The organism is Streptomyces sp. NPDC042336, assembly GCF_055581985.1.
In genome coordinates this window covers 77,845-98,165 of record NZ_JBVJEA010000003.1, presented here as the reverse complement: position 1 = coordinate 98,165, position 20,321 = coordinate 77,845, and the positions used below count along the sequence as shown (strand labels likewise).

At 71.8% G+C, this 20,321-nt stretch carries 19 protein-coding genes; 11 read left to right on the top strand and 8 right to left on the bottom strand.

Annotation, left to right across the window (positions count from 1 at the left end; genetic code table 11):
* Positions 1 to 166: 166 nt before the first annotated feature.
* Complete coding sequence (locus ACZ6IM_RS09140; RefSeq protein ID WP_469555426.1) at positions 167 to 1,099, top strand: FG-GAP repeat domain-containing protein; 933 nt, start codon at positions 167 to 169, stop codon at positions 1,097 to 1,099.
* Positions 1,100 to 1,167: 68 nt separating this feature from the next.
* Here the strand turns inward: ACZ6IM_RS09140 and acnA are convergent, their stop codons facing one another.
* The gene (gene acnA / locus ACZ6IM_RS09135; RefSeq protein WP_052839977.1) at positions 1,168 to 3,882 is read right to left on the bottom strand and encodes an aconitate hydratase AcnA; all 2,715 of its coding nucleotides are present in this window, start codon (positions 3,880 to 3,882) and stop codon (positions 1,168 to 1,170) included.
* A gap of 303 nt (positions 3,883 to 4,185) precedes the next feature.
* Here acnA and ACZ6IM_RS09130 point away from each other — a divergent pair, with 303 nt between their 5' ends.
* The 5 genes from ACZ6IM_RS09130 to ACZ6IM_RS09110 all read left to right on the top strand — a co-directional run bounded on the left by ACZ6IM_RS09130 (position 4,186) and on the right by ACZ6IM_RS09110 (position 7,895).
* The gene (locus tag ACZ6IM_RS09130; protein WP_469555423.1) at positions 4,186 to 4,383 is read left to right on the top strand and encodes a DUF4236 domain-containing protein; all 198 of its coding nucleotides are present in this window, start codon (positions 4,186 to 4,188) and stop codon (positions 4,381 to 4,383) included.
* Between the two features lie 86 nt (positions 4,384 to 4,469).
* The gene (locus ACZ6IM_RS09125; RefSeq protein ID WP_052839978.1) at positions 4,470 to 5,999 is read left to right on the top strand and encodes a helix-turn-helix domain-containing protein; all 1,530 of its coding nucleotides are present in this window, start codon (positions 4,470 to 4,472) and stop codon (positions 5,997 to 5,999) included.
* Between the two features lie 91 nt (positions 6,000 to 6,090).
* Complete coding sequence (locus tag ACZ6IM_RS09120) at positions 6,091 to 6,627, top strand: hypothetical protein (RefSeq protein ID WP_052839979.1); 537 nt, start codon at positions 6,091 to 6,093, stop codon at positions 6,625 to 6,627.
* Positions 6,628 to 6,775: 148 nt separating this feature from the next.
* Positions 6,776 to 7,012 (top strand): hypothetical protein, encoded by a 237-nt coding sequence (locus ACZ6IM_RS09115; RefSeq protein ID WP_052839980.1) that lies wholly within the window; start codon positions 6,776 to 6,778, stop codon positions 7,010 to 7,012.
* 37 nt (positions 7,013 to 7,049) lie between these two features.
* The gene (locus tag ACZ6IM_RS09110) at positions 7,050 to 7,895 is read left to right on the top strand and encodes a DUF2637 domain-containing protein (RefSeq protein ID WP_469555418.1); all 846 of its coding nucleotides are present in this window, start codon (positions 7,050 to 7,052) and stop codon (positions 7,893 to 7,895) included.
* Positions 7,896 to 7,991: 96 nt separating this feature from the next.
* On the opposite strand, the gene ACZ6IM_RS09105 is transcribed toward ACZ6IM_RS09110, so the two are convergent.
* Positions 7,992 to 8,435, bottom strand: coding sequence for a DUF6299 family protein (locus ACZ6IM_RS09105; protein ID WP_469555415.1), 444 nt, complete (start codon positions 8,433 to 8,435; stop codon positions 7,992 to 7,994).
* 239 nt (positions 8,436 to 8,674) lie between these two features.
* On the opposite strand from ACZ6IM_RS09105, the gene ACZ6IM_RS09100 reads away from it, so the two are divergent.
* Positions 8,675 to 8,884: a DUF5999 family protein gene (locus ACZ6IM_RS09100; protein ID WP_052839983.1), complete on the top strand. Its 210-nt coding sequence runs from the start codon at positions 8,675 to 8,677 to the stop codon at positions 8,882 to 8,884.
* Positions 8,885 to 8,901: 17 nt separating this feature from the next.
* Here the strand turns inward: ACZ6IM_RS09100 and ACZ6IM_RS09095 are convergent, their stop codons facing one another.
* The 3 genes from ACZ6IM_RS09095 to ACZ6IM_RS09085 all read right to left on the bottom strand — a co-directional run bounded on the left by ACZ6IM_RS09095 (position 8,902) and on the right by ACZ6IM_RS09085 (position 11,381).
* Positions 8,902 to 9,729, bottom strand: coding sequence for an alpha/beta fold hydrolase (locus ACZ6IM_RS09095; protein WP_052839984.1), 828 nt, complete (start codon positions 9,727 to 9,729; stop codon positions 8,902 to 8,904).
* A 78-nt stretch (positions 9,730 to 9,807) separates the two neighbouring features.
* The gene (locus ACZ6IM_RS09090; protein WP_052839985.1) at positions 9,808 to 10,206 is read right to left on the bottom strand and encodes a RidA family protein; all 399 of its coding nucleotides are present in this window, start codon (positions 10,204 to 10,206) and stop codon (positions 9,808 to 9,810) included.
* The gene (locus ACZ6IM_RS09085) at positions 10,203 to 11,381 is read right to left on the bottom strand and encodes an acyl-CoA dehydrogenase family protein (protein WP_052839986.1); all 1,179 of its coding nucleotides are present in this window, start codon (positions 11,379 to 11,381) and stop codon (positions 10,203 to 10,205) included. Before ACZ6IM_RS09085 ends, ACZ6IM_RS09090 begins: the two co-directional genes overlap by 4 nt.
* Before the next feature lie 76 nt (positions 11,382 to 11,457).
* Here ACZ6IM_RS09085 and ACZ6IM_RS09080 point away from each other — a divergent pair, with 76 nt between their 5' ends.
* From ACZ6IM_RS09080 to ACZ6IM_RS09070, 3 genes are all read left to right on the top strand, one after another.
* Positions 11,458 to 13,164, top strand: a complete 1,707-nt coding sequence (locus ACZ6IM_RS09080; RefSeq protein WP_469555898.1) for an AMP-binding protein — start codon at positions 11,458 to 11,460, stop codon at positions 13,162 to 13,164.
* Between the two features lies 1 nt (position 13,165).
* Positions 13,166 to 14,011 carry a PaaX family transcriptional regulator gene (locus ACZ6IM_RS09075; protein WP_469555412.1) on the top strand — a complete coding sequence of 282 codons (846 nt, stop codon included), beginning with the start codon at positions 13,166 to 13,168 and terminating at the stop codon, positions 14,009 to 14,011.
* A gap of 83 nt (positions 14,012 to 14,094) precedes the next feature.
* Entirely contained in the window at positions 14,095 to 14,991 is an 897-nt protein-coding gene (locus ACZ6IM_RS09070; protein ID WP_469555410.1) for a sulfotransferase family protein, read from the top strand.
* Here the strand turns inward: ACZ6IM_RS09070 and ACZ6IM_RS09065 are convergent.
* Positions 14,979 to 17,384 carry a bifunctional salicylyl-CoA 5-hydroxylase/oxidoreductase gene (locus ACZ6IM_RS09065; protein WP_469555407.1) on the bottom strand — a complete coding sequence of 802 codons (2,406 nt, stop codon included), beginning with the start codon at positions 17,382 to 17,384 and terminating at the stop codon, positions 14,979 to 14,981. The genes ACZ6IM_RS09070 and ACZ6IM_RS09065 overlap by 13 nt on opposite strands.
* Before the next feature lie 4 nt (positions 17,385 to 17,388).
* Positions 17,389 to 18,216: an enoyl-CoA hydratase family protein gene (locus ACZ6IM_RS09060; protein ID WP_469555403.1), complete on the bottom strand. Its 828-nt coding sequence runs from the start codon at positions 18,214 to 18,216 to the stop codon at positions 17,389 to 17,391.
* 175 nt (positions 18,217 to 18,391) lie between these two features.
* Here ACZ6IM_RS09060 and ACZ6IM_RS09055 point away from each other — a divergent pair, with 175 nt between their 5' ends.
* Complete coding sequence (locus tag ACZ6IM_RS09055) at positions 18,392 to 18,832, top strand: ATP-binding protein (protein ID WP_469555399.1); 441 nt, start codon at positions 18,392 to 18,394, stop codon at positions 18,830 to 18,832.
* Here the strand turns inward: ACZ6IM_RS09055 and ACZ6IM_RS09050 are convergent.
* Entirely contained in the window at positions 18,789 to 20,240 is a 1,452-nt protein-coding gene (locus ACZ6IM_RS09050; protein WP_052839993.1) for an amino acid permease, read from the bottom strand. The genes ACZ6IM_RS09055 and ACZ6IM_RS09050 overlap by 44 nt on opposite strands.
* Positions 20,241 to 20,321 lie beyond the last annotated feature (81 nt).

The window sequence follows — 20,321 nt, the reverse complement described above, 5'->3', positions numbered from 1 at the left end:
TTGTACGCCCCACGTTGCGCTTGCGTACCCGTTCTGTACCGCTCTCGTCCCCGGTCGTAAATCTGATTGACGTGTGAACGTCATGTGTAAGGATCACGAAGTATCCCGGGATCTTGCGGACTTACCCGTTCGCGGTCCCTTCCGCATGACCAGATGGAGGATCCACGTGGCCAAAAGCTCCGGCCTGAACACGCGTCGCGCCCTGGCGCGTGCCACGGCTGCGGCGCTCACCGCCGCTCTGGTGGCGACCGGTGCGAGCAGCGCCGTCGCCGCCGACGGACCGGGAGCCAGCGCTTCCCGGTCGCACCTCGACGTGAAGCCGTCGGGTGCCGAGAAGTACGGCACCTCCGCCATGCCCGGAGACGCACCGATCAACCCGGTGTTCGGTGTGGACGGCGCGGGTGACCTGTGGAGCTACGACCCCGACTTCGAGGGCGGGCTGGACGCTCGCTGGGACGCCGGCTACGGCTGGCAGACGGCCCGCGCCATGACGCAGGTCGACCAGGACGCCGACGGATTCTCGGACGGCATCTGGCACGTCACGTCCGAGGGCCAGCTCTACTGGGCCCCCTGGGGGACCGAGGACCACACCCTCGTCGGCAACGGCTGGAAGATCTACAACCAGCTGTTCTCCGGCGCCAACCTGGGCGGTGCCGGCGCCGACGACCTGCTCGCCCGCGACAGCTCCGGAAACCTGTACCTGTACCTGGGCTACGGCAACGGCAAGCTGACCCAGCGCTACAAGGTCGGCGGCGGCTGGAACGCCTACACCCACATCACCGGCAAGGGCGACCTCACCGGTGACGGCAAGGCCGACATCGTCGCCAAGGACAAGTCGGGCGTCCTGTGGCTCTACAAGGGCACCGGCAACTACAAGGCGCCGTTCACGTCCCGCACCCGCGTCGGCGGTGGCTGGAACACGTACAACAACGTCCTCTCCGTCGGCGACATCGACATCGACGGCATCACCGACGTGGTCGCGCGCGACAAGAACGGTGCGCTGTACCTGTACAAGGGCACCGGCAACGCCGCTTCCCCGTTCAAGGCCCGCGTGAAGATCGGCAGCGGTGGCTGGAACACGTACCGCCTGATGTTCTGAGGCGAACAGACGCGAGGGCCGCACTCCCGGTGACGGGGGTGCGGCCCTCGGCCGTTGTGCGGGTCCGCCTACTTGCGGATCAGGCTGCGCAGCACGTACTGCAGGATGCCGCCGTTGCGGTAGTAGTCCGCCTCACCCGGGGTGTCGATGCGGACGACCGCGTCGAACTCGACGCCGGTGTCGGTGGTGACCTTCACCGTGCGCGGGGTGGTGCCGTGGTTCAGCTCGGTCACGCCGGAGACGGAGAAGGACTCCTCGCCGGTCAGTCCGAGGGACTCGGCGGTCTGGCCCTCCGGGAACTGGAGCGGCAGGACGCCCATGCCGATGAGGTTCGAGCGGTGGATGCGCTCGTACGACTCGGCGATGACGGCCTTGACGCCGAGGAGCGCGGTGCCCTTGGCGGCCCAGTCGCGGGACGAGCCGGAGCCGTACTCCTTGCCGGCCAGGACGACGAGCGGGATGTTCTGCTCGATGTAGTTCCGGGAGGCGTCGTAGATGAACGCCACCGGACCGCCGTCCTGGGTGAAGTCGCGGGTGTAGCCGCCCTCGGTGCCCGGCGCGATCTGGTTGCGCAGGCGGATGTTGGCGAAGGTGCCGCGGATCATGATCTCGTGGTTGCCGCGGCGCGAGCCGTAGCTGTTGAAGTCGCGGCGCTCGACGCCGTGCTCCGTCAGGTACTTGCCGGCCGGGGTGTCGGCCTTGATCGCACCGGCCGGGGAGATGTGGTCGGTGGTGACCGAGTCGCCCAGCTTGGCGAGCACCCGGGCGCCGGAGATGTCCTCGACCGGGGCCGGCTCCATGCCCATGCCCTCGAAGTACGGGGGCTTGCGCACGTAGGTGGACTCGGAGTCCCACTCGAAGGTGTCGCCGGTCGGGATCGGCAGCGCCTGCCACTGGGCGTCGCCCGCGAAGACGTCGCTGTAGGACTTGGAGAACATGTCCTCGCCGATGGCGCTGGCGACGACCTCGTTGACCTCGGCCTCGGTCGGCCAGATGTCCTTCAGGTGGACCGGGTTGCCGTCCTGGTCGACGCCCAGGGCGTCCTTGGTGATGTCGACCTTCATGGAGCCCGCGAGGGCGTAGGCGACGACCAGCGGCGGGGACGCCAGGTAGTTCATCTTGACGTCGGGGTTGATCCGGCCCTCGAAGTTGCGGTTGCCGGAGAGCACCGAGGTGACGGCGAGGTCGTGCTCGTTGACGGCCTTGGAGACCTCGTCCGGCAGCGGGCCGGAGTTGCCGATGCAGGTGGTGCAGCCGTAGCCGACGAGGTTGAAGCCGACCTTGTCGAGGTACGGGGTCAGGCCCGCCTTCTCGAAGTAGTCGGTGACGACCTTGGAGCCCGGGGCGAGGGTGGTCTTGACCCACGGCTTGCGGGTCAGGCCCTTCTCGACCGCCTTCTTGGCCACCAGGGCGGCGGCGACCATGACGTACGGGTTGGAGGTGTTGGTGCAGGAGGTGATGGCCGCGACCGTCACCGCGCCGTGGTCCAGCTCGTAGGTCGTGCCGTCGGGGGCGGTGACCGGGACCGGGTTGGACGGCACGCCGTTGGTGACGGCGGGGGCGTCGGAGGCCGGGAAGGACTCCTGGCCCGCCTCGTCCACGCTGTCGACGTAGTTGCGCACGTCCTGCTTGAACTGCTCGGCGGCGTTGGCGAGGACGATGCGGTCCTGGGGACGCTTCGGGCCGGCGATGGAGGGCACGACCGTGGAGAGGTCCAGCTCCAGCTTCTCGGAGAAGTCCGGCTCGGCCTTCGGGTCCAGCCAGAGGCCCTGCTCCTTGGCGTACGCCTCGACCAGCGCGACCTGCTGCTCGCTGCGGCCGGTCAGGCGCATGTAGTTCAGCGTCTCGTCGTCGACCGGGAAGATCGCGGCGGTGGAACCGAACTCCGGCGACATGTTGCCGATGGTGGCGCGGTTGGCCAGCGACGTGGCGGCCACGCCCTCGCCGTAGAACTCGACGAACTTGCCGACGACGCCGTGCTTGCGCAGCATCTCGGTGATCGTGAGCACGAGGTCGGTGGCGGTGGTGCCGGGGGTCAGCTCACCGGTGAGCTTGAAGCCGACAACGCGCGGGATGAGCATGGAGACCGGCTGGCCGAGCATGGCGGCCTCGGCCTCGATGCCGCCGACGCCCCAGCCGAGGACGCCGAGGCCGTTGACCATGGTGGTGTGCGAGTCGGTGCCGACCAGGGTGTCGGGGTACGCCTTGCCGTCGCGGGTCATGACGACGCGGGCCAGGTGCTCGATGTTCACCTGGTGGACGATGCCGGTGCCGGGCGGGACGACCTTGAACTCGTCGAAGGCGGTCTGGCCCCAGCGCAGGAACTGGTAGCGCTCCTTGTTGCGGCCGTACTCCAGGTCGACGTTCTGCTTGAAGGCGTCGTTGGTACCGAACTTGTCGGCGATGACGGAGTGGTCGATGACCAGCTCGGCCGGGGCCAGCGGGTTGATCTTCGCCGCGTCGCCGCCCAGCTCCTTGACGGCCTCACGCATGGTGGCGAGGTCGACGACACAGGGCACGCCGGTGAAGTCCTGCATGATCACGCGGGCCGGCGTGAACTGGATCTCCTGCGACGGCTGGGCCTGCGAGTCCCAGCCCCCGAGGGCGCGGATGTGGTCGGCGGTGATGTTCGCGCCGTCCTCGGTGCGGAGCAGGTTCTCCAGCAGCACCTTCAGGCTGTAGGGAAGGCGCGCGGAGCCCTCGACCTTGTCCAGCCGGAAGATCTCGTACGACTCGTCGCCCACCTGCAGTGTGCTGCGGGCGTCGAAGCTGTTCGCCGACACGACAGTCTCCTTCATTTATGTGCGCGTACCACCGCATCCTGCCGCCACGCCCCCTGGCCGATCCGCTAAGGTAAGGCTAAGTTAGGTAACCCTTACCACCAGACTGGAGCGGCGTGCGACTGCGGTACGCCTCGGCAGATATCTCGATGTCGAGATAACTCTAGTACATGGGGGCGGCCCGGTCATGTCCGGGCGCCGTGTGGCGTGCACCCCATCCCGGGTGACCCGTGCGGCCATCAGTACGCCGAACGGGGGTATCCGATGCGTGCCGGACCGACCCGGCGCGACAAGGAAGGGGGCACGATGCCGCTCACGTTCCGCAAGAGCTTCCGGATCCTCCCCGGGGTGCGGCTGAACATCAACAAACGCTCGTGGTCCATCACCACCGGAGGCGGGAACGGCCCGCGCCACACCCGCAGCAGCACCGGACGTCGTACGACATCGATGGATTTGCCGGGACCTTTCGGATGGCGTCGCACGACGACGAGCAAGCGCGGCTGAGCCGTGACCGGGGGTTTCTTGACGTCACGTCACCCGGACGGACCCCCCGAGAGGCGCGATCTCATATCTGAGATAGCCTCAACCTCATGGCAGACGACTACCTCGTACGCATCGGCAGGCTCATCCGTGACGCTCGGCAGCACCGCGGCTGGACGCAGTCACAGCTCGCCGAGGCGCTCAACACCAGTCAGAGCGCCGTCAACCGCATCGAGCGCGGCAACCAGAACATCAGCCTTGAGATGATCGCCCGGATCGGCGAAGCGCTGGACAGCGAGATCGTCTCCCTGGGCTACGCGGGCCCGATGCACCTGCGCGTGGTCGGCGGCCGTCGCCTGTCCGGCGCCATCGACGTCAAGACCAGCAAGAACGCCTGCGTGGCCCTGCTGTGCGCCTCGCTGCTCAACAAGGGGCGCACGGTGCTGCGGCGGGTCGCCCGCATCGAGGAGGTCTACCGCCTCCTGGAGGTGCTCAACTCCATCGGTGTGCGCACCCGCTGGATCAACGACGGCACCGACCTGGAGATCGTGCCGCCGGCCGAGCTGGACATGGAGGCCATCGACGCCGAGGCCGCCGTCCGCACCCGCTCCATCATCATGTTCCTCGGCCCGCTGCTGCACCGCATGGAACGCTTCCGGCTGCCCTACGCCGGCGGCTGCGACCTCGGCACCCGCACCATCGAGCCGCACATGATCGCGCTGCGTCGCTTCGGCCTGGACGTCGCCGCGACCGAGGGCCACTACCACGCGGTGGTCGACCGGGCCGTCCGCCCGGACCGCCCCATCGTCCTGACCGAACGGGGCGACACGGTCACGGAGAACGCGCTCCTGGCCGCCGCCCGCCACGACGGCGTCACCGTCATCCGCAACGCCTCCTCCAACTACATGGTCCAGGACCTGTGCTTCTTCCTGGAGGCCCTGGGCGTCCGCGTCGAAGGCATCGGCACCACCACCCTCACGGTGCACGGCATGCCGGTCATCGACGCCGACGTGGACTACTCCCCCTCCGAGGACCCGGTAGAGGCGATGAGCCTGCTGGCCGCCGCCGTGGTCACGGAGTCGGAGCTGACGGTCCGCCGGGTCCCGATCGAGTTCCTGGAGATCGAGCTGGCGGTCCTGGAGGAGATGGGCCTCGACCACGACCGCACGCCGGAGTACTTCGCCGACAACGGCCGCACCCGCCTGGTGGACCTCACGGTGCGCCCCTCCAAGCTGGAGGCGCCCATCGACAAGATCCACCCGATGCCCTTCCCCGGCCTGAACATCGACAACGTCCCCTTCTTCGCGGCCATCGCCGCCTCCGCCCAGGGTCAGACCCTCATCCACGACTGGGTCTACGACAACCGCGCCATCTACCTCACGGACCTCAACCGCCTCGGCGGCCGCCTCCAGCTCCTGGACCCCCACCGCGTCCTGGTCGAGGGCCCCACCCGCTGGCGCGCCGCCGAGATGATGTGCCCGCCGGCCCTGCGCCCCGCCGTGGTCGTCCTCCTCGCGATGATGGCCGCCGAGGGCACGTCGGTACTGCGCAACGTGTACGTCATCAACCGCGGCTACGAGGACCTCGCCGAGCGGCTGAACTCGATCGGTGCGCAGATCGAGATCTTCCGCGACATCTGACCCGCGAACGCCGTCGCACCCGTGCCTGACCTGCCACTCGGCGGACCACGGACGGGTGCGGCGGCATTCCCATGTAAGGAAACAGCGGCACGTGGTACGTCGAAGTCGGAGCAGCAACCCCCGTTCGGCCGTCGTCCTGACCTCGGGCACGGACTGGGGCACCCGGGCCGCCGGGCAACGGCGCGCCGGCGGGGCCGAGGTTCCCATACCCAGGCGCCGGCCCGCGAAGGTCAAGGCGCTGCACCAGGCCCTCGGCCTGGCCCGCGCGGCGATCGACAAGAAGAACTGGAACGCGGCACGCTACGCGCTCGCCCGGGCCCGGGCCGTCGTCAACGCCCTTCCCGCCGACGTGGCCGTCCAGGAGCGCGGGCAACTCTCGGCGCTCCGCAAGAAGTACGCGGCACGGGACACGCCGGCCGCGAGGGCCGCCAGGCAGGAGAAGGGGACGCCGGTCAAGCGTACGGGCGGCAGGAGGTCCGCCCCGAAACCGACCGCGAAGAGGGCCACGGCCAGGAATGCCGTGCCGACGCCGAAGCCCGCGCCCGTGCGCGATCTCGGTGACCGCCTGATCGACCGCGCGTCCCTCGGCTACGCCCCCAGGGACGAGGCTGGAGGTCGCTCCGCGTGACCGGCGATCCCCCAATCGCGCACCCCTTTGACGCTTTTCGTACAAGGACATGGGCGAGCCGGTGTGAATTCTTGATTGGGTAAGTATCGCAGAAGTCGTTCACTCGACTGCCGCGCATCCGATGGAGTAGGCAGACGTTACTTCGGATATGACCGAGGAACGCGGGGAATTGACGGCGCTTGGCCCGTACACCTACAGGCCCGGCAGAGATCACTGTCCGTCACCGAGCGACGGAACTCTGACCAGAGGCGGCCGCCCCGTCCCGCTCCGGGTCACCGAACCGGTCCTGCAGCGCTTCCTGGACGTCATGACCGAGTTGGAGACCGGCCTCGCCGAGCGGTGGGGCCGTACGCAGGGCTCCTTGACGTACACCCGGGCGGAGTGACCGGCACCTCGTGTACGAAGAACACACGCACCCCGAAATGCCGTACGGCGAAGGGCCGTTCCGCGCCACGGGCACCGGTCGGCACCGTGCGCCCGAGGCGGCCTTCCAGGAGACCCTGGTTCCGCCCGAACCCGGTTGGGACCCGGCCGAGGAACTCGCGTTCCTGCTCCAGGACGCGATGGAGAACCGGACCGGCGTCCCCTCCGCGACGGACACCTCGGCGCTCGCACCCGCCCCGGGCACACCGCTGAGCAATCTGCAGGAGATCACGGCGGAGCTGCCCCCGTTGAGGGAGTCCCCGACGAGTCACCGCAGGGTCCGCAGAGGGAGAAAGGTGAGCCGGCTGCGCGCCGCGAGCCTGTTCGTCGCCGCGCTCGCCGCGGTCATCGCCGCCTCCGTGAGCCTGTTCGGCGGCATGGTGGCCTACGAGCCGTTGCGTCTGGCCGCCGTGACCCGCACCCGCGGCAGCGTCGTGTCCTGGTGGCCGCTGCTGGTCTACGGGCCCTGGCTGGTGGCCTCGCTCGCGGTGCTGCGGGCCGCGCTGCACCAGCGCCGCGCCGTGCACTCCTGGGCCGTCGTCCTGCTCTTCTCGGCCATCGCGATGCTGCTGTGCATCGCGGAGGCGCCCAGAACGGTCAGCGACGCCGCGGCGGCCGCCCTGCCCGGTCTGGCCTCGCTGGTCTGCTTCCAGCAGGTCATCCGGCAGATCACGCTCACCCGTCCGCCCCGGCGTGCGGTGCCGCGCCACCGGCAACGCGCCGCGGTCACTCCGGGTGACGATCCGTCGGGTAGGACGGCCGCCGATCCGGTGTCGCTTCCGCAGCAGCGGCAGAATCCGGTGCGTGCGCCGCGGCCCGGCACGGGACCCGGGAAACGAACCTGAAATTCCCGTCCATTCCCTCCGGGGAAGGTGACGAACAGAGAGATCGGCATTCGGTGCGGATCGCGCCCGGGCAGGCGCGGAAGACCACCGCGCGGGTCAGCCCTCCGTCAGTGTCACGTCCTGTGCCTGCCGGGCGTGGAAGCTCGGGAGCGGCACGATACCCATGGGGCGCAGCTCCATCAGGGTGGCCTCGACGTGGGCCGCGCCGGGCTTGATGACGACCGTGTCGGGCGTGCCGGTGTTGACCCAGCGGTGCTCCAGGCCGTCGCAGACCGCGCGGGTGCCGCCGACGCCGTACCGGACGGACGGGTCGCTCTGGCTCACGGTGGAGCTGACGTAGACCGGGCCGGTGCCGCTGGTGCAGCGGTAGGTACCGGAGAGGGTGACGCTGCCGTCGGCGGCGACGCGGCCGGTCGGGTCGACGGTCACCGACTCCGCGACGAGGCGGGCGTCGTGTGGTGTTGCCGTGGCGGCGGGCGCGGCGAGCAGGAGCAGGGCGGTGCCTGCGACCGTGGCGAGGGCGGTGGATCGTACGGGCATGGGAACCTCCCGGTGGTTCGGAATGAGGGGTTCCACTGGTACCGGGCGGAGGGGCCGACGACAGTGACCGTCACCCCTTCGGTGGCGAGTCCGCGTCGGCCGTCGTGGAACCGTCGCCGGCTTGTCCGGGTGTTGTCACGCTTGCCGCCCGGGTCTTGGCGATGGCTTCCCCGCGGGCGCACCGTCGGTACACGCGACGGTCCCGAGGACGGGACGGTCTTTCGACGTGGAGGTGCGCCATGTGTACCCACCGGCCTTCCTGCCCCGCAGCCGACTCCCCCGAGGCGCGCGTCGTCACCGCGCACGTCGTCACCGCCCACCCGGAGCAGGGGTGGAGCCTGCTGTGCGACGGCACGATCGTCTTCGACGACACCGGCGAGCTGCGGCCCGACGGCCTGGTCGTCGGCCCGCGCCGGGTGCCGGGAGGGCACCTGGTGATGGCCGCCTGAAACCGTCCGGTACCGACTCAGTTCTTCTCGGCGATGAACTCCCGCAGCAGGGAGGCGAGCAGTTCGGGCTGGTCCTCGGGGATCAGCGTCCGGGTGTCCTCGATCTCCACCAGCCGTCCCTTCGGGAGGAGTTCGGCCAGGCGTCGGCCGTGGGCGCGGGGCATCATCAGGTCCTCGGTCGCCCAGACGACGAGCGCGGGCCGGTCGAACCTCCGCAGTCCCTGGGCGGCTTCGAGCAGTTCGTCGCGGCGCACGTGCGTGCCGTAGTGGCGGAAGTCCCGCCGGATCGCCGGGTCGGTGCGCAGCGGGCGCAGCCAGCCGTCGACGACCGCGTCCGGCACGGGGCGTTTGGTGAGCGCGCCGATGCCGACGGGCAGGCGGCGCAACGGTTTCAGTCCCAGGGTTCGGACCAGCAGGGACACGCCTCCGGGGACCCGGCAGGCGATGCCGATCAGCTTCCCGGGCAGGCCCGGCGGGTAGTTGTCGAACGCCTCGCACGCGACGAGCGCCAGCCGCGCGAGCCGCTCGGGGTGCCGGGCGGCCACCGTCTGGGCGCGTCCGCAGTCGTTCTCGACGAGGGTGACGTCGGTCAGGTCGAGGCGGTCGAGGAACTCGGCGATCAGCTCGTTGACCAGGTCGGGTGTCGGGGGCCGGCGCATCGCGCGGCGGTGGGCGCCGTAGGGCAGGGTCGGCGCGATCACCCGGTGGCCGATGCGCAGGTCGGCGATGACCTCGCGCCAGACGGTCGCGTCGTGGACGAGTCCGTGCAGGAGGACGACGACCGGGCCCGTGCCGCCGGTGTCCTCGTACTCGATGGTTCCCGCGCTCAGTTCGATGTCCGGCATGCCGGAATGGTAGAGGCCGCGGGTCCGCCACGGCAGTACGACGGCTGTCGCGGTGCGACGACTACCGCAGTACGACGGCTACGGCAGTACCGCGAACCCGTCCAGCTCCACCAACGCCCTTTCGTCCCACAGCCGTACGACCTCCACGACCGCCATCGCCGGGTAGTCGCGGCCCGCCAGCTCGCGCCAGGTGCGGCCGAGTTCGGCGGCGTGGGTGCGGTAGGCGGCGACGTCGGTGGCGTAGACGGTGACGCGGGCTAGGTCGGCGGGGGTGCCGCCGGCGGCGCGCAGGGCGGTGAGGAGGTTGGTGAGGGCCCGTTCGAACTGGGCGGGGAGGGTGTCGCCGGTGACCTTGCCGTCGGTGTCGAGGGCGGTCTGGCCGGCCAGGAACACGAGGCGGGTGCCGGTGGCGACGACGGCGTGGGAGAAGCCGGTGGGCGGGGACAGTTCGGGTGGGTTGACCCGTTCGGCGGTCATGCTCCGGCCTCCTGGCTCGCGGCGTCCTGCGTGGGGTGCGTCCGGTACAGCTCCTTGGCGACGATGCCGCGCTGCACCTCGCTCGCGCCCTCGTAGACGCGCGGGGCGCGCACCTCGCGGTAGAGGTGTTCGAGGAGGTGGCCGCGGCGCAGGGCGCGGGCGCCGTGCAGCTGGACGGCGCGGTCGACGACGTACTGGGCGGTCTCGGTGGCGAGGAGTTTCGCCATCGCGGCGCGCTTCGGGACGTCCGGCGCGCCCGCGTCGTACGCCGTCGCCGCCGCGTACACCATCAGGCGGGCCGCCTCCGTGCGCAGTGCCATCTCGGCGACCTGGTGGGAGACGGCCTGGAGGTCGCGCAGCTTGCCGCCGAAGGCGTCGCGGGCGGTGGTGTGCGCGAGGGTCGCGTCCAGGGCGGCCTGTGCCATGCCGACGGCGAAGGCGCCGACGCTGGGGCGGAACAGGTTGAGGGTGTCCATGGCCACCCGGAAGCCGCGGTCCGGTTCGCCGAGCACGTCGTCCGAGGTGACGGGCACGGCGTCGAAGGCGAGGGTGCCGATGGGGTGCGGCGAGAGCATGTCGAGCGGTGCGCCGGTGAGGCCGGGGCGGTCGGCGGGCACCAGGAAGGCGGTGACGCCGCGGGCTCCGGCGTCGGGGGTGGTGCGGGCGAAGACGGTGTAGAAGTCGGCCTCGGGAGCGTTGGAGATCCAGCACTTCTCGCCGGTGAGCCGCCAGGCGGCGGACCCGTCGGCGTCCCGTGCCCCGCCCGGGTCCGGTTCCGCCCGCAGGGACAGCGCCGCCGCGTCCGAGCCCGCGTCCGGCTCGCTGAGGGCGAAGGCGGCCACCGCGGTGCCGTCGCTCACGCGGGGGAGCCAGCGGGCGCGCTGGGACTCGGTGCCGTGCGCGTGCACGGGGTGGGCGCCCAGGCCCTGGAGGGCGAGGGCGGTCTCGGCCTCCGTGCAGGCGTGGGCCAGGGACTCCCGCATCAGACACAGGTCGAGCGCACCCGAGGTGAACAGGCGGGACAGCAGGCCGAGGGCGCCGAGTTCCGTGACCAGGGCTCGGTTGACGCGGCCCGGCTCGCCTTTCTCGGCGAGCGGGCGCAGCCGTTCGGCGGCGAGGGCGCGCAGCTCCTCGCACCAGGTGAGTTGTGCCGGTTCGAGCGAGAATGCGGTCATCGCCGGTCCCCTTCCCTGCCGTCCTGCCCACCGGACGGGCCGTCGGGCCACGGCCGAGGGTATCGCGCCCCGTTGACTGTCGTCACCGACACGATACGCTCGTTGCGCGAGCCCACCACGACAAAGGGGGCGAACCGCCATGGCCGATCCGCGCCACGCGGACCCGCACCGCTCCGCCCACGTCGACACCTTCTCGCGCGACCACCTGCCGCCCCCCGAGCAGTGGCCCCGGCTCCTCTTCGACCTGCCCGAGCTGCGCTACCCGGCACGCCTGAACTGCGCCGTCGAGCTGCTCACCGGCCCACCCGACGACCGCCCGGTCTTCCGGACCGCGTCCGGCGACACCTGGACGTACGGCGGGCTGCGCGACCGTGTCGACCGCATCGCCCACGTGCTCACCGGCACCCTCGGTGTGGTCCCGGGCAACCGGGTGCTGCTGCGCGGCCCGACCACCCCGTGGCTGGCGGCGTGCTGGCTGGCGGTGCTGAAGGCGGGCGCGGTGGCGGTCACCGTGCTGGCCCAGCAGCGCCCGCACGAACTGCGCGCGATCTGCGAGATCGCGCGGGTGCGGCACGCGCTGTGCGACGTACGGGCCGTCGACGACCTCGCCAAGGCGGAGATCCCCGGCCTCGGCATCACCACGTACGGCGGGGACGCGCCGGACGACCTGCGCTGCCGTACGACGTCCGGCGGGGTGCCCGGCACGCCGTACGCGGCCGTCGACACCGCCGCCGACGACGTGGCGCTGATCGCGTTCACCTCCGGCACCACCGGGCGGCCGAAGGGCTGCATGCACTTCCACCGGGATGTGCTGGCGATCGCCGACACCTTCTCCCGGCACGTGCTCGGGCCGCGCCCGGACGACCTCTTCGCGGGCAGCCCGCCGCTCGGCTTCACCTTCGGGCTCGGCGGTCTCGTGGTCTTCCCGATGCGGGCCGGGGCGAGCGCCCTGCTGCTGGAACAGGCGGGACCCAGGCAGCTGCTGCCGGCCGTCGCCGAGCACCGGGTCTCGGTGCTGTTCACCGCGCCGACGGCGTACCGCGCGATGCTCGACGAGCTGGACGGCCACGACGTGAGCAGCCTCAGGCGCTGCGTCTCGGCGGGCGAGAACCTGCCCGCGGCCACCTGGCGGGCCTGGCACGAGCGCACCGGACTGCGGATCATCAACGGCATCGGCGCCACCGAGTTGCTGCACATCTTCGTGTCCGCGGCGGACGGCGACATCAGGCCCGGCACGACGGGTGTCCCGGTGCCGGGCTGGCACGCGCGCGTACAGGACGAGAACGGCACGCCCGTCCCCGACGGGGAGCCCGGGCTGCTGGCGGTGCGCGGCCCGGTGGGCTGCCGGTACCTGGCCGATCCGCGCCAGCGGGAGTACGTGCGCGACGGCTGGAACGTCACCGGGGACACCTACGTCCGCGAGCCCGACGGCTACTTCCGGTACGTGGCCCGTGCTGACGACATGATCATCTCCGCCGGGTACAACATCGCCGGGCCGGAGGTGGAGGACGCGTTGCTGCGGCATCCGGACGTGGTGGAGGCGGCGGTGGTGGGCCGTCCCGACCCGCGCCGGGGGCAGGTCGTGGTGGCGCACGCGGTGCTGCGCGAGGGGACCGCGCGGGACGCGGACGCGCTCCGCGAGTTCCTGCGGTCGGAGCTGGCTCCGTACAAGTGTCCGCGGGAGATCGTCTTCCTGGACGCGCTGCCGCGCACGGCGACCGGCAAGCTCCAGCGCTACCGCCTCCTCGACCCGTCCGGGCCGGGCGTGACGCCGACGACATAAGATGACCAACGTGTCCGACCAGCACGTACAGCACGCTCCGAGGTCCCTCATCGTCACGCTCTACGGCGCGTACGGCCGCTTCGCGCCGGGCCCGGTGCCCGTGGCCGAGCTGATCCGGCTGCTGTCGGCCGTCGGGGTGGACGCGCCCTCCGTGCGCTCGTCGGTGTCCCGGCTCAAGCGGCGCGGGCTGCTGCTGCCGGCCCGTACGGCCGGGGGCGCGGCCGGTTACGAACTCTCCGACGAGGCACGTCAGTTGCTGGACGACGGAGACCGGCGCGTCTACGCCACGGCACCCCACGGGGACGAGGGCTGGGTGCTCGCCGTGTTCTCCGTGCCCGAGTCGGAGCGGCAGAAGCGGCACGTCCTGCGCTCGCGCCTGGCCGGGCTCGGCTTCGGCACCGCGGCCCCCGGCGTGTGGATCGCCCCGGCCCGCCTGTACGCGGAGACCCGGCACGCCCTGGGCCGCCTCGGCCTCGACTCCTACGTGGACTTCTTCCGCGGTGAGCACCTGGGCTTCACGCCGACCGCCGAGGCGGTGGCCCGCTGGTGGGACCTGACCGCGATCGCCAAGGAGCACGAGGCGTTCCTCGACCGCCACGCGCGCGTACTGCACGACTGGGAGCAACGGACGGACACGCCGCCCGAGGAGGCCTACCGCGACTACCTCCTCGCCCTGGACTCCTGGCGCCACCTGCCCTACACGGACCCCGGGCTGCCCGCCCGGCTGCTGCCGGAGGACTGGCCCGGCACCCGCTCGGCGGCCGTCTTCCGGGCACTGCACGAGCGGCTGCGCGACGCGGGTGCGCACTACGCGGCGATGGGACCGACCCCACTCTCCGGCGAGTGAGTCACCTCACACCCTGAGGGGATCAGTGAACCCTCAGCCTCCTCAGACCCTCTTCTCAGGTTCGCCGCCTACCGTGCGGACGCATGAGTCTCGCACGCAACTTGAACCGGGCCCTCACCGTGACCACCGGCCTCCAGGTACGGAGAGCACCCCGGGCGGCGAAGGGGAGTCCGAAGGGTAAGCAGGGGAAGAGCCTGGCCGAGCGGCAGGCGGCCGCGTACCGATGTCCGTCGGCCGAGGAGCTGCCGGCCGAACGGCTGCTGCGACGGCCCGTCTTCATCATCTCGTCCATCCGGTCCGGCTCCACCCTGCTGCGCATGATGCTGGGCGCCCACCCGCGGCTGCACGCCCCGCACGAGCTGCACATCGGCCGGCTGGAGGTCAGCTGCGCCAACTGGTTCTCGGAGCGGGCGATGGGCGCCCTGGGCCTGGCGCGCGGCGATCTGGAGCACCTGCTGTGGGACCGCGTCCTGCACCGTGAACTCACCAGGTCCGGCAAGGAATTCGTGGTCGAGAAGACACCGGCCAACGTGTACATGTACCAGCGCCTCAGGGACTGCTGGCCCGACGCGCGCTTCGTCTTCCTGCTGCGCCATCCCGAGTCGACGGCCCGCTCCTGGCACGAGACCGACCCCGTCAGGCGGCCGCACGAGACGGCCGTCACGGACGTGCTGCGCTACATGACGGCCGTCGAGGAGGCCCGTACGGTGGACGCCGACGGTTTCACCGTGCGCTACGAGGACATCACCGACGACCCCGAGCGCGAGATGCGCCGCCTGTGCGCGCACCTCGGCGTGGACTACGCGCCGGCCATGCTGCACTACGGCGAGAAGAGCGGCGCCGAACTGGTCCGGGGGCTGGGCGACTGGCGCGAGAACATCCGCACCGGCAGCGTGCAGCCGGGGCGCGCGCTGCCCGGGCAGGACGAGATCCCCGAGCGGCTGCGCCCGCTGTGCGCGGCCTGGGGTTACACGTCCTGACGCGGGCCGTGCAGCGTGAGCCTCGGCTTGGGGTCGTCGGTGCGCCCGGTGCGCGGTGGGCGGCTGCCCGCCCGGTACGGCGCCGGCCACGGGGCGCCCGGTCCGGCGTAGCCCTGCTCGGCGGCGGCGTGCAGCGTCCAGTGCGGGTCGTACAGGTGCGGTCGGGCCAGCGCACACAGGTCGGTGCGTCCGGCCAGGATCAGCGAGTTGACGTCGTCCCAGGAGGAGATCGCGCCGACGGCGATCACGGGGACGCCCGCCTCGTGCCGGATGCGGTCCGCGTACGGCGTCTGGTACGACCGGCCGAACTCCGGCCGTTCACCGGCGACGACCTGGCCCGTGGACACGTCGAGGGCGTCGGCCCCGTGCGCGGCGAAGGCGCGGGCGATCTCCACCGCCTCCTCGGCGCTCGTGCCGCCCTCGGCCCAGTCGGTGGCGGATATCCGTACGGTCATGGGCCGCTCACCGGGCCACACCTCGCGTACGGCGTCGAAGACCTCCAGCGGGAAGCGCAGCCGCTTCTCCAGTGAGCCGCCGTAGGCGTCGGTGCGGTGGTTGGTGAGCGGGGAGAGGAAGCCGGAGAGCAGGTAACCGTGGGCGCAGTGCAGCTCGAGCAGGTCGAAACCGGCCCCGGCGGCCCGCGCGGCGGCGGACCTGAACTGCTCGCGCACGTCCGTCAGTCGCGCCCGGGACAGCTCGCGCGGGGTCTGGCTGCCGGGCCGGTAGGGCAGCGGCGAGGGCGCCACCAGGGGCCAGTTGCCCTCGGGCAGCGGTTCGTCCATGCCCTCCCACATCAGCCGGGTCGAGCCCTTGCGGCCGCTGTGGCCCAGCTGCACGCCGATCGCGGTGCCGGGGGCGCTGTCGTGCACGAAGTCGGTGATCCGCCGCCACGCCTCGCCCTGCCGGCCGGTGTAGAGGCCCGCGCAGCCGGGGGTGATGCGGCCCTCCGCGCTGACGCACACCATCTCGGTCATCACCAGGGCGGCACCGCCGAGCGCCCGGGCGCCGAGGTGGACCAGGTGGAAGTCGCCGGGGACGCCGTCGGTGGCCGAGTACATGTCCATCGGGGAGACGACGACGCGGTTGCGCAGGGTCAGCCCGCGCAGCCGGAACGGGGTGAACATCGGGGGCGTGCCGGGCGGGCAGCCGAACTCGCGCTCCACCGCGCCGGTGAAGTCGGCATCGCGCAGCCGCAGGTTCTCGTGGGTGACCCGGCGGCTGCGGGTGAGGAGGTTGAAGGCGAACTGGCGGGGCGGCCGGCCGAGGTACCGGTCCAGGTCCTCGAACCACTCCAGGCTGGCCTTGGCCGCTCGCTGGGTGGAGGCGACGACGGGACGCCGCTCCTCCTCGTAGGAACCGAGGGCCTCCTGGAGGGAGGGCTGCTCTTGCAGGCAGGCGGCGAGTGCGAGGGCGTCCTCGACGGCGAGCTTGGTGCCGGAGCCGATGGAGAAGTGGGCGGTGTGGGCGGCGTCGCCGAGCAGGACGACGTTGCCGTGCGACCAGCGTTCGTTGACGACCGTGCGGAAGGTGGTCCACGCCGACTTGTTGGACCTGAGCGGCCGGCCGCCGAGGGCGTCGGCGAAGATCTTGGCGCAGCGGGCGGTGGATTCCGTCTCGTCGAGTCCGTCGAAGCCCGCCGACTGCCAGACCTCCTCGCGCATCTCGACGATGACGGTCGAGGAGTTGGGTGCGTACGGGTATCCGTGCAGCTGCATCACGCCGTGCTCGGTCTCGGCGATCTCGAAGCGGAAGGCGTCGAAGGCGAAGTCGGCGGCGAGCCAGATGTAGCGGCAGCGGTGCGGGGTGAGGTGCGGGCGGAAGACGTCGCGGTACAGCTCGCGGGTGGCGCTGTGCACTCCGTCGGCGGCGACGACGAGGTCGTGGGTCCGCGCGAGCCGGTCCGGGGGCGGTGCCTCGGTGCGCAGGCGCAGGTCCACGCCGAGGTCGCGGCAGCGGTCGTGCAGGATGCCGAGGAGGCGGCGGCGGCCGAGGGCGGCGAAGCGGTGTCCTCCGGAGGTGTGGCGGGTGCCTCGGTGAACGACGTCGATGTCGTCCCAGCGGACGAAGTGCGCCTTCAGGGCCTCGTGGACGACCGGGTCGGCGTGTTCGATGCCGCCGAGGGTCTCGTCGGAGAGGACGACGCCGAAGCCGAAGGTGTCGTCGGGGGCGTTGCGCTCGTAGACGGTGATCTCACGGACGGGGTCGAGGCGCTTGAGGAGGGCGGCGGTGTAGAGGCCGCCGGGGCCTCCGCCGATGATCGCGGCGCGTAGGGGGTGGCCTGTCCTCGCGGGCGGCTGCGGGTTCGTTGTGGTCGCCCGCGCCCCGCGGCCGAGCCGCTGCTCGACACGGCCCCGCGCCCCCGGGTCGGCTCCACTGCCCTGGGACGAGCGCATCCGTCTACCTCCCTTGCCACTTCGGGGGGCGCTTCTCCGTGAAGGCCGCGTGGAATTCCGCGTAGTCCTCCCCCGTCATCAGCAGGGCCTGGGTCGAGGCGTCCAGCTCCACCGCCGCCGCCAGCGGCATGTCCAGCTCGGCCGTCAGGAGGGCCTTGGTCTGGGCGTGGGCGAGGGCCGGGCCGTCGGCGAGGCGACGGGCCAGGGTGTGGGCGGCCTCGTCGGCGCGGCCCTCCTCGGTCAGCTCGCTGATCAGGCCGATGCGCTCGGCCTCGGGCGCGCGGACCGTGTCGCCGAGCATCAGCAGGCGGGTGGCGTGGCCGAGGCCGACGACGCGGGGCAGCAGGTAGGCGGCGCCCATGTCGCCGCCGGAGAGGCCGACGCGGGTGAAGAGGAAGGCGAAGCGGGCGGACGGGTCGGCCACCCGGAAGTCGGCGGCCAGGGCGAGGACCGCGCCCGCCCCGGCGGCGACCCCGTGCAGCGCGGCGATCACCGGGAACGGGCACTCCCGTACCGCCCGCACCACCTGGCCCGTCATCCGGTTGAAGTCCAACAGCCGGGCGGTGTCCATGGACAGGGTCGCGCCGATGATCTCGTCCACGTCGCCGCCGGAGCAGAAGCCCCGCCCCTCGCCGGCCAGCACCAGCGCGCGGACGGACCGCCGGCGGGACAGCTCGGCGAGCAGGTCGCGCAGGTCGGCGTAGGCCTCGAAGGTGAGCGCGTTGAGCTTGTCGGGGCGGGCGAGGGTGACGGTGGCGACGCCGTCGGTGATCTCGACCCGCAGGTGCCGCCAGTCGGGGGTGGGAGCGGCGGAGCCGGTGAAGGGACTCATGACACTCGAAGTTATCACTCCTATGTGACTGTCGTCATGAGTGCGCGATAGGACGTCGGCCGTGCGGGCCGAAGGTCCCGGGGGCGCCCGTCGAACGGCTCTGCCGGGCGGCGCCGTACCATTCATAAGGTTGAAAGCAGGACAGGATGTCCCTGCTCCACGAAACGGACCCGCCGTGCACGATCACTCCCCCGCACCCGCCTCCTGGCGCATCGCGCTGCCGCACTCCGCCGCGGCCGTGCCGGTGGCGCGTGCCCTGGTGCGCAACGCCCTGGCCGAGCTGGAGCACACGGCCGACGGCGACACCGCGGAGCTGCTCACGGCGGAGCTGGTCGCCAACGCCGTCGAGCACACCTCCGGCCGGACACCGATCGAGCTGGTGGTGGAGCTGAGGCCGACCGGCTGCCAGGTCGAGGTGCACGACCCGGACCCGTCGCCGCCGGCCGACCTCACCCGGCCGGACGTGGAGCCGCCCGACCCGTGGCGGGAGGGCGGGCGCGGTCTGCTCCTGATCCGCGCCCTCAGCTCGTCCTGCGGTCACCGGCCCACCGAGGCGGGCAAGGCGGTCTGGTTCAGGCTTCCTGCGGTACCCGCTCAGCGTCGTCCACCGGCGTGAGCCGCGCGGGCGCGGACCGGGCCAGGCGGGAGTGCCGGCGCCCGTAGGCCGTGTACACCAGCAGGCCCACCGCGAGGAACACCGCGAACTGGAGCCAGGTGGCGCCGCCCGTCTCGTACATCAGGTACAGGCAGAAGCCGATCCCGAGCAGCGGGGTCGCCGGGTACAGCGGGACGCGGAAGGTGCGGGCGAGGCCCGGTTCGCGGCGGCGCAGGGTGATCACCGAGACGTTGACGGCGGCCATCGTGGCGAGAGTGCCGATGGTGCACAGGTTGACCACCGCGTCGAGCGGGGCGAAGGCCGCCGGGAGGGCGAAGACCACGCCGACGATCAGGGTGCCGGCCACGGGGGTCGCGGTGCGCGGGGAGACCTTCTCGAAGACCCGGGGGATCAGTCCGTCCCGGGACATCGACAGCAGGATGCGGGTCTGGCCGTACATCACGGCGAGCACCACCGAGGCGATGGCGACGACCGCGCCGAAGGCGACCACGCCGCCGCCGATCGCGGAGCCGGTGACCCGGTCGACGACGTAGGAGAGCGCGGCGGGCCGGTCGCCGACCCGGTCGCCGCCGACGGCGCCGATCGCGGCGACGGCGACCGCGCAGTACAGCAGGGTGACCAGGCCGATGCAGACCAGGATCGCGACGGGGATGTCCCGGCGCGGGTTCTTCGCCTCCTCACCGGCCGTGGTGATGGCGTCGAACCCGATGTACGAGAAGAAGGCGGCGGTGGTGCCGGCGCCGATGCCGCCGAGTCCGGCCGGGGAGAACGGGGTGAGGTTGCCGTCCCGGAAGGCGGAGAAGCCGATGGCGCAGAAGGCGAGCAGGACGGCCAGCTTGAGGACGGCCATGGCGGCCGTGGCGCGGGCGCTCTCCCGTACGCCGCGCACCAGGAGCACGCAGGCCAGGGCGATGACGATCACGGCTGGCAGGTTGACGGCGCCGCCGTCGCCGGGGCCCGCGGACAGGGCGTGCGGGAGCTGGACACCGAGGACGCTGTCGAGCAGCTCGTTGACGTACTGGCTCCAGCCGACCGCGACCGCCGAGACCGACACGCCGTACTCCAGGAGCAGGCACCAGCCGACGAGGAAGGCGGTCCGCTCGCCGAGCCCGGCGTAGGCGAAGGAGTACGAGGAGCCGGAGACCGGGATCGCGCCGCCCAGCTCGGCGAAGGCGAACGCGGTGAACACGCAGGTGATCGCCGCCAGCACGAAGGAGACGACGACCGCCGGGCCGGCCTCCGCGACGGAGTCGGACAGGCCGACGAAGATGCCGGTGCCGACGATCGCGCCGACGCCGAAGCAGACGAGCTGGAACAGCCCCATCGTGCGCTTCAGGCCGTGGCCTTCGCGGTCGGCGCCGGATTCGGCGACGAGGAGGTGGGGGGACTTGACGCGGGAAGCGGGCATTGCGGGTGGTGCTCGTTTCTGGTGGTGCGGGGCGCGAGGGTGGTCGCGCGGGCGGCGCCGGAAGGGGTGGCTCCGGAGCCG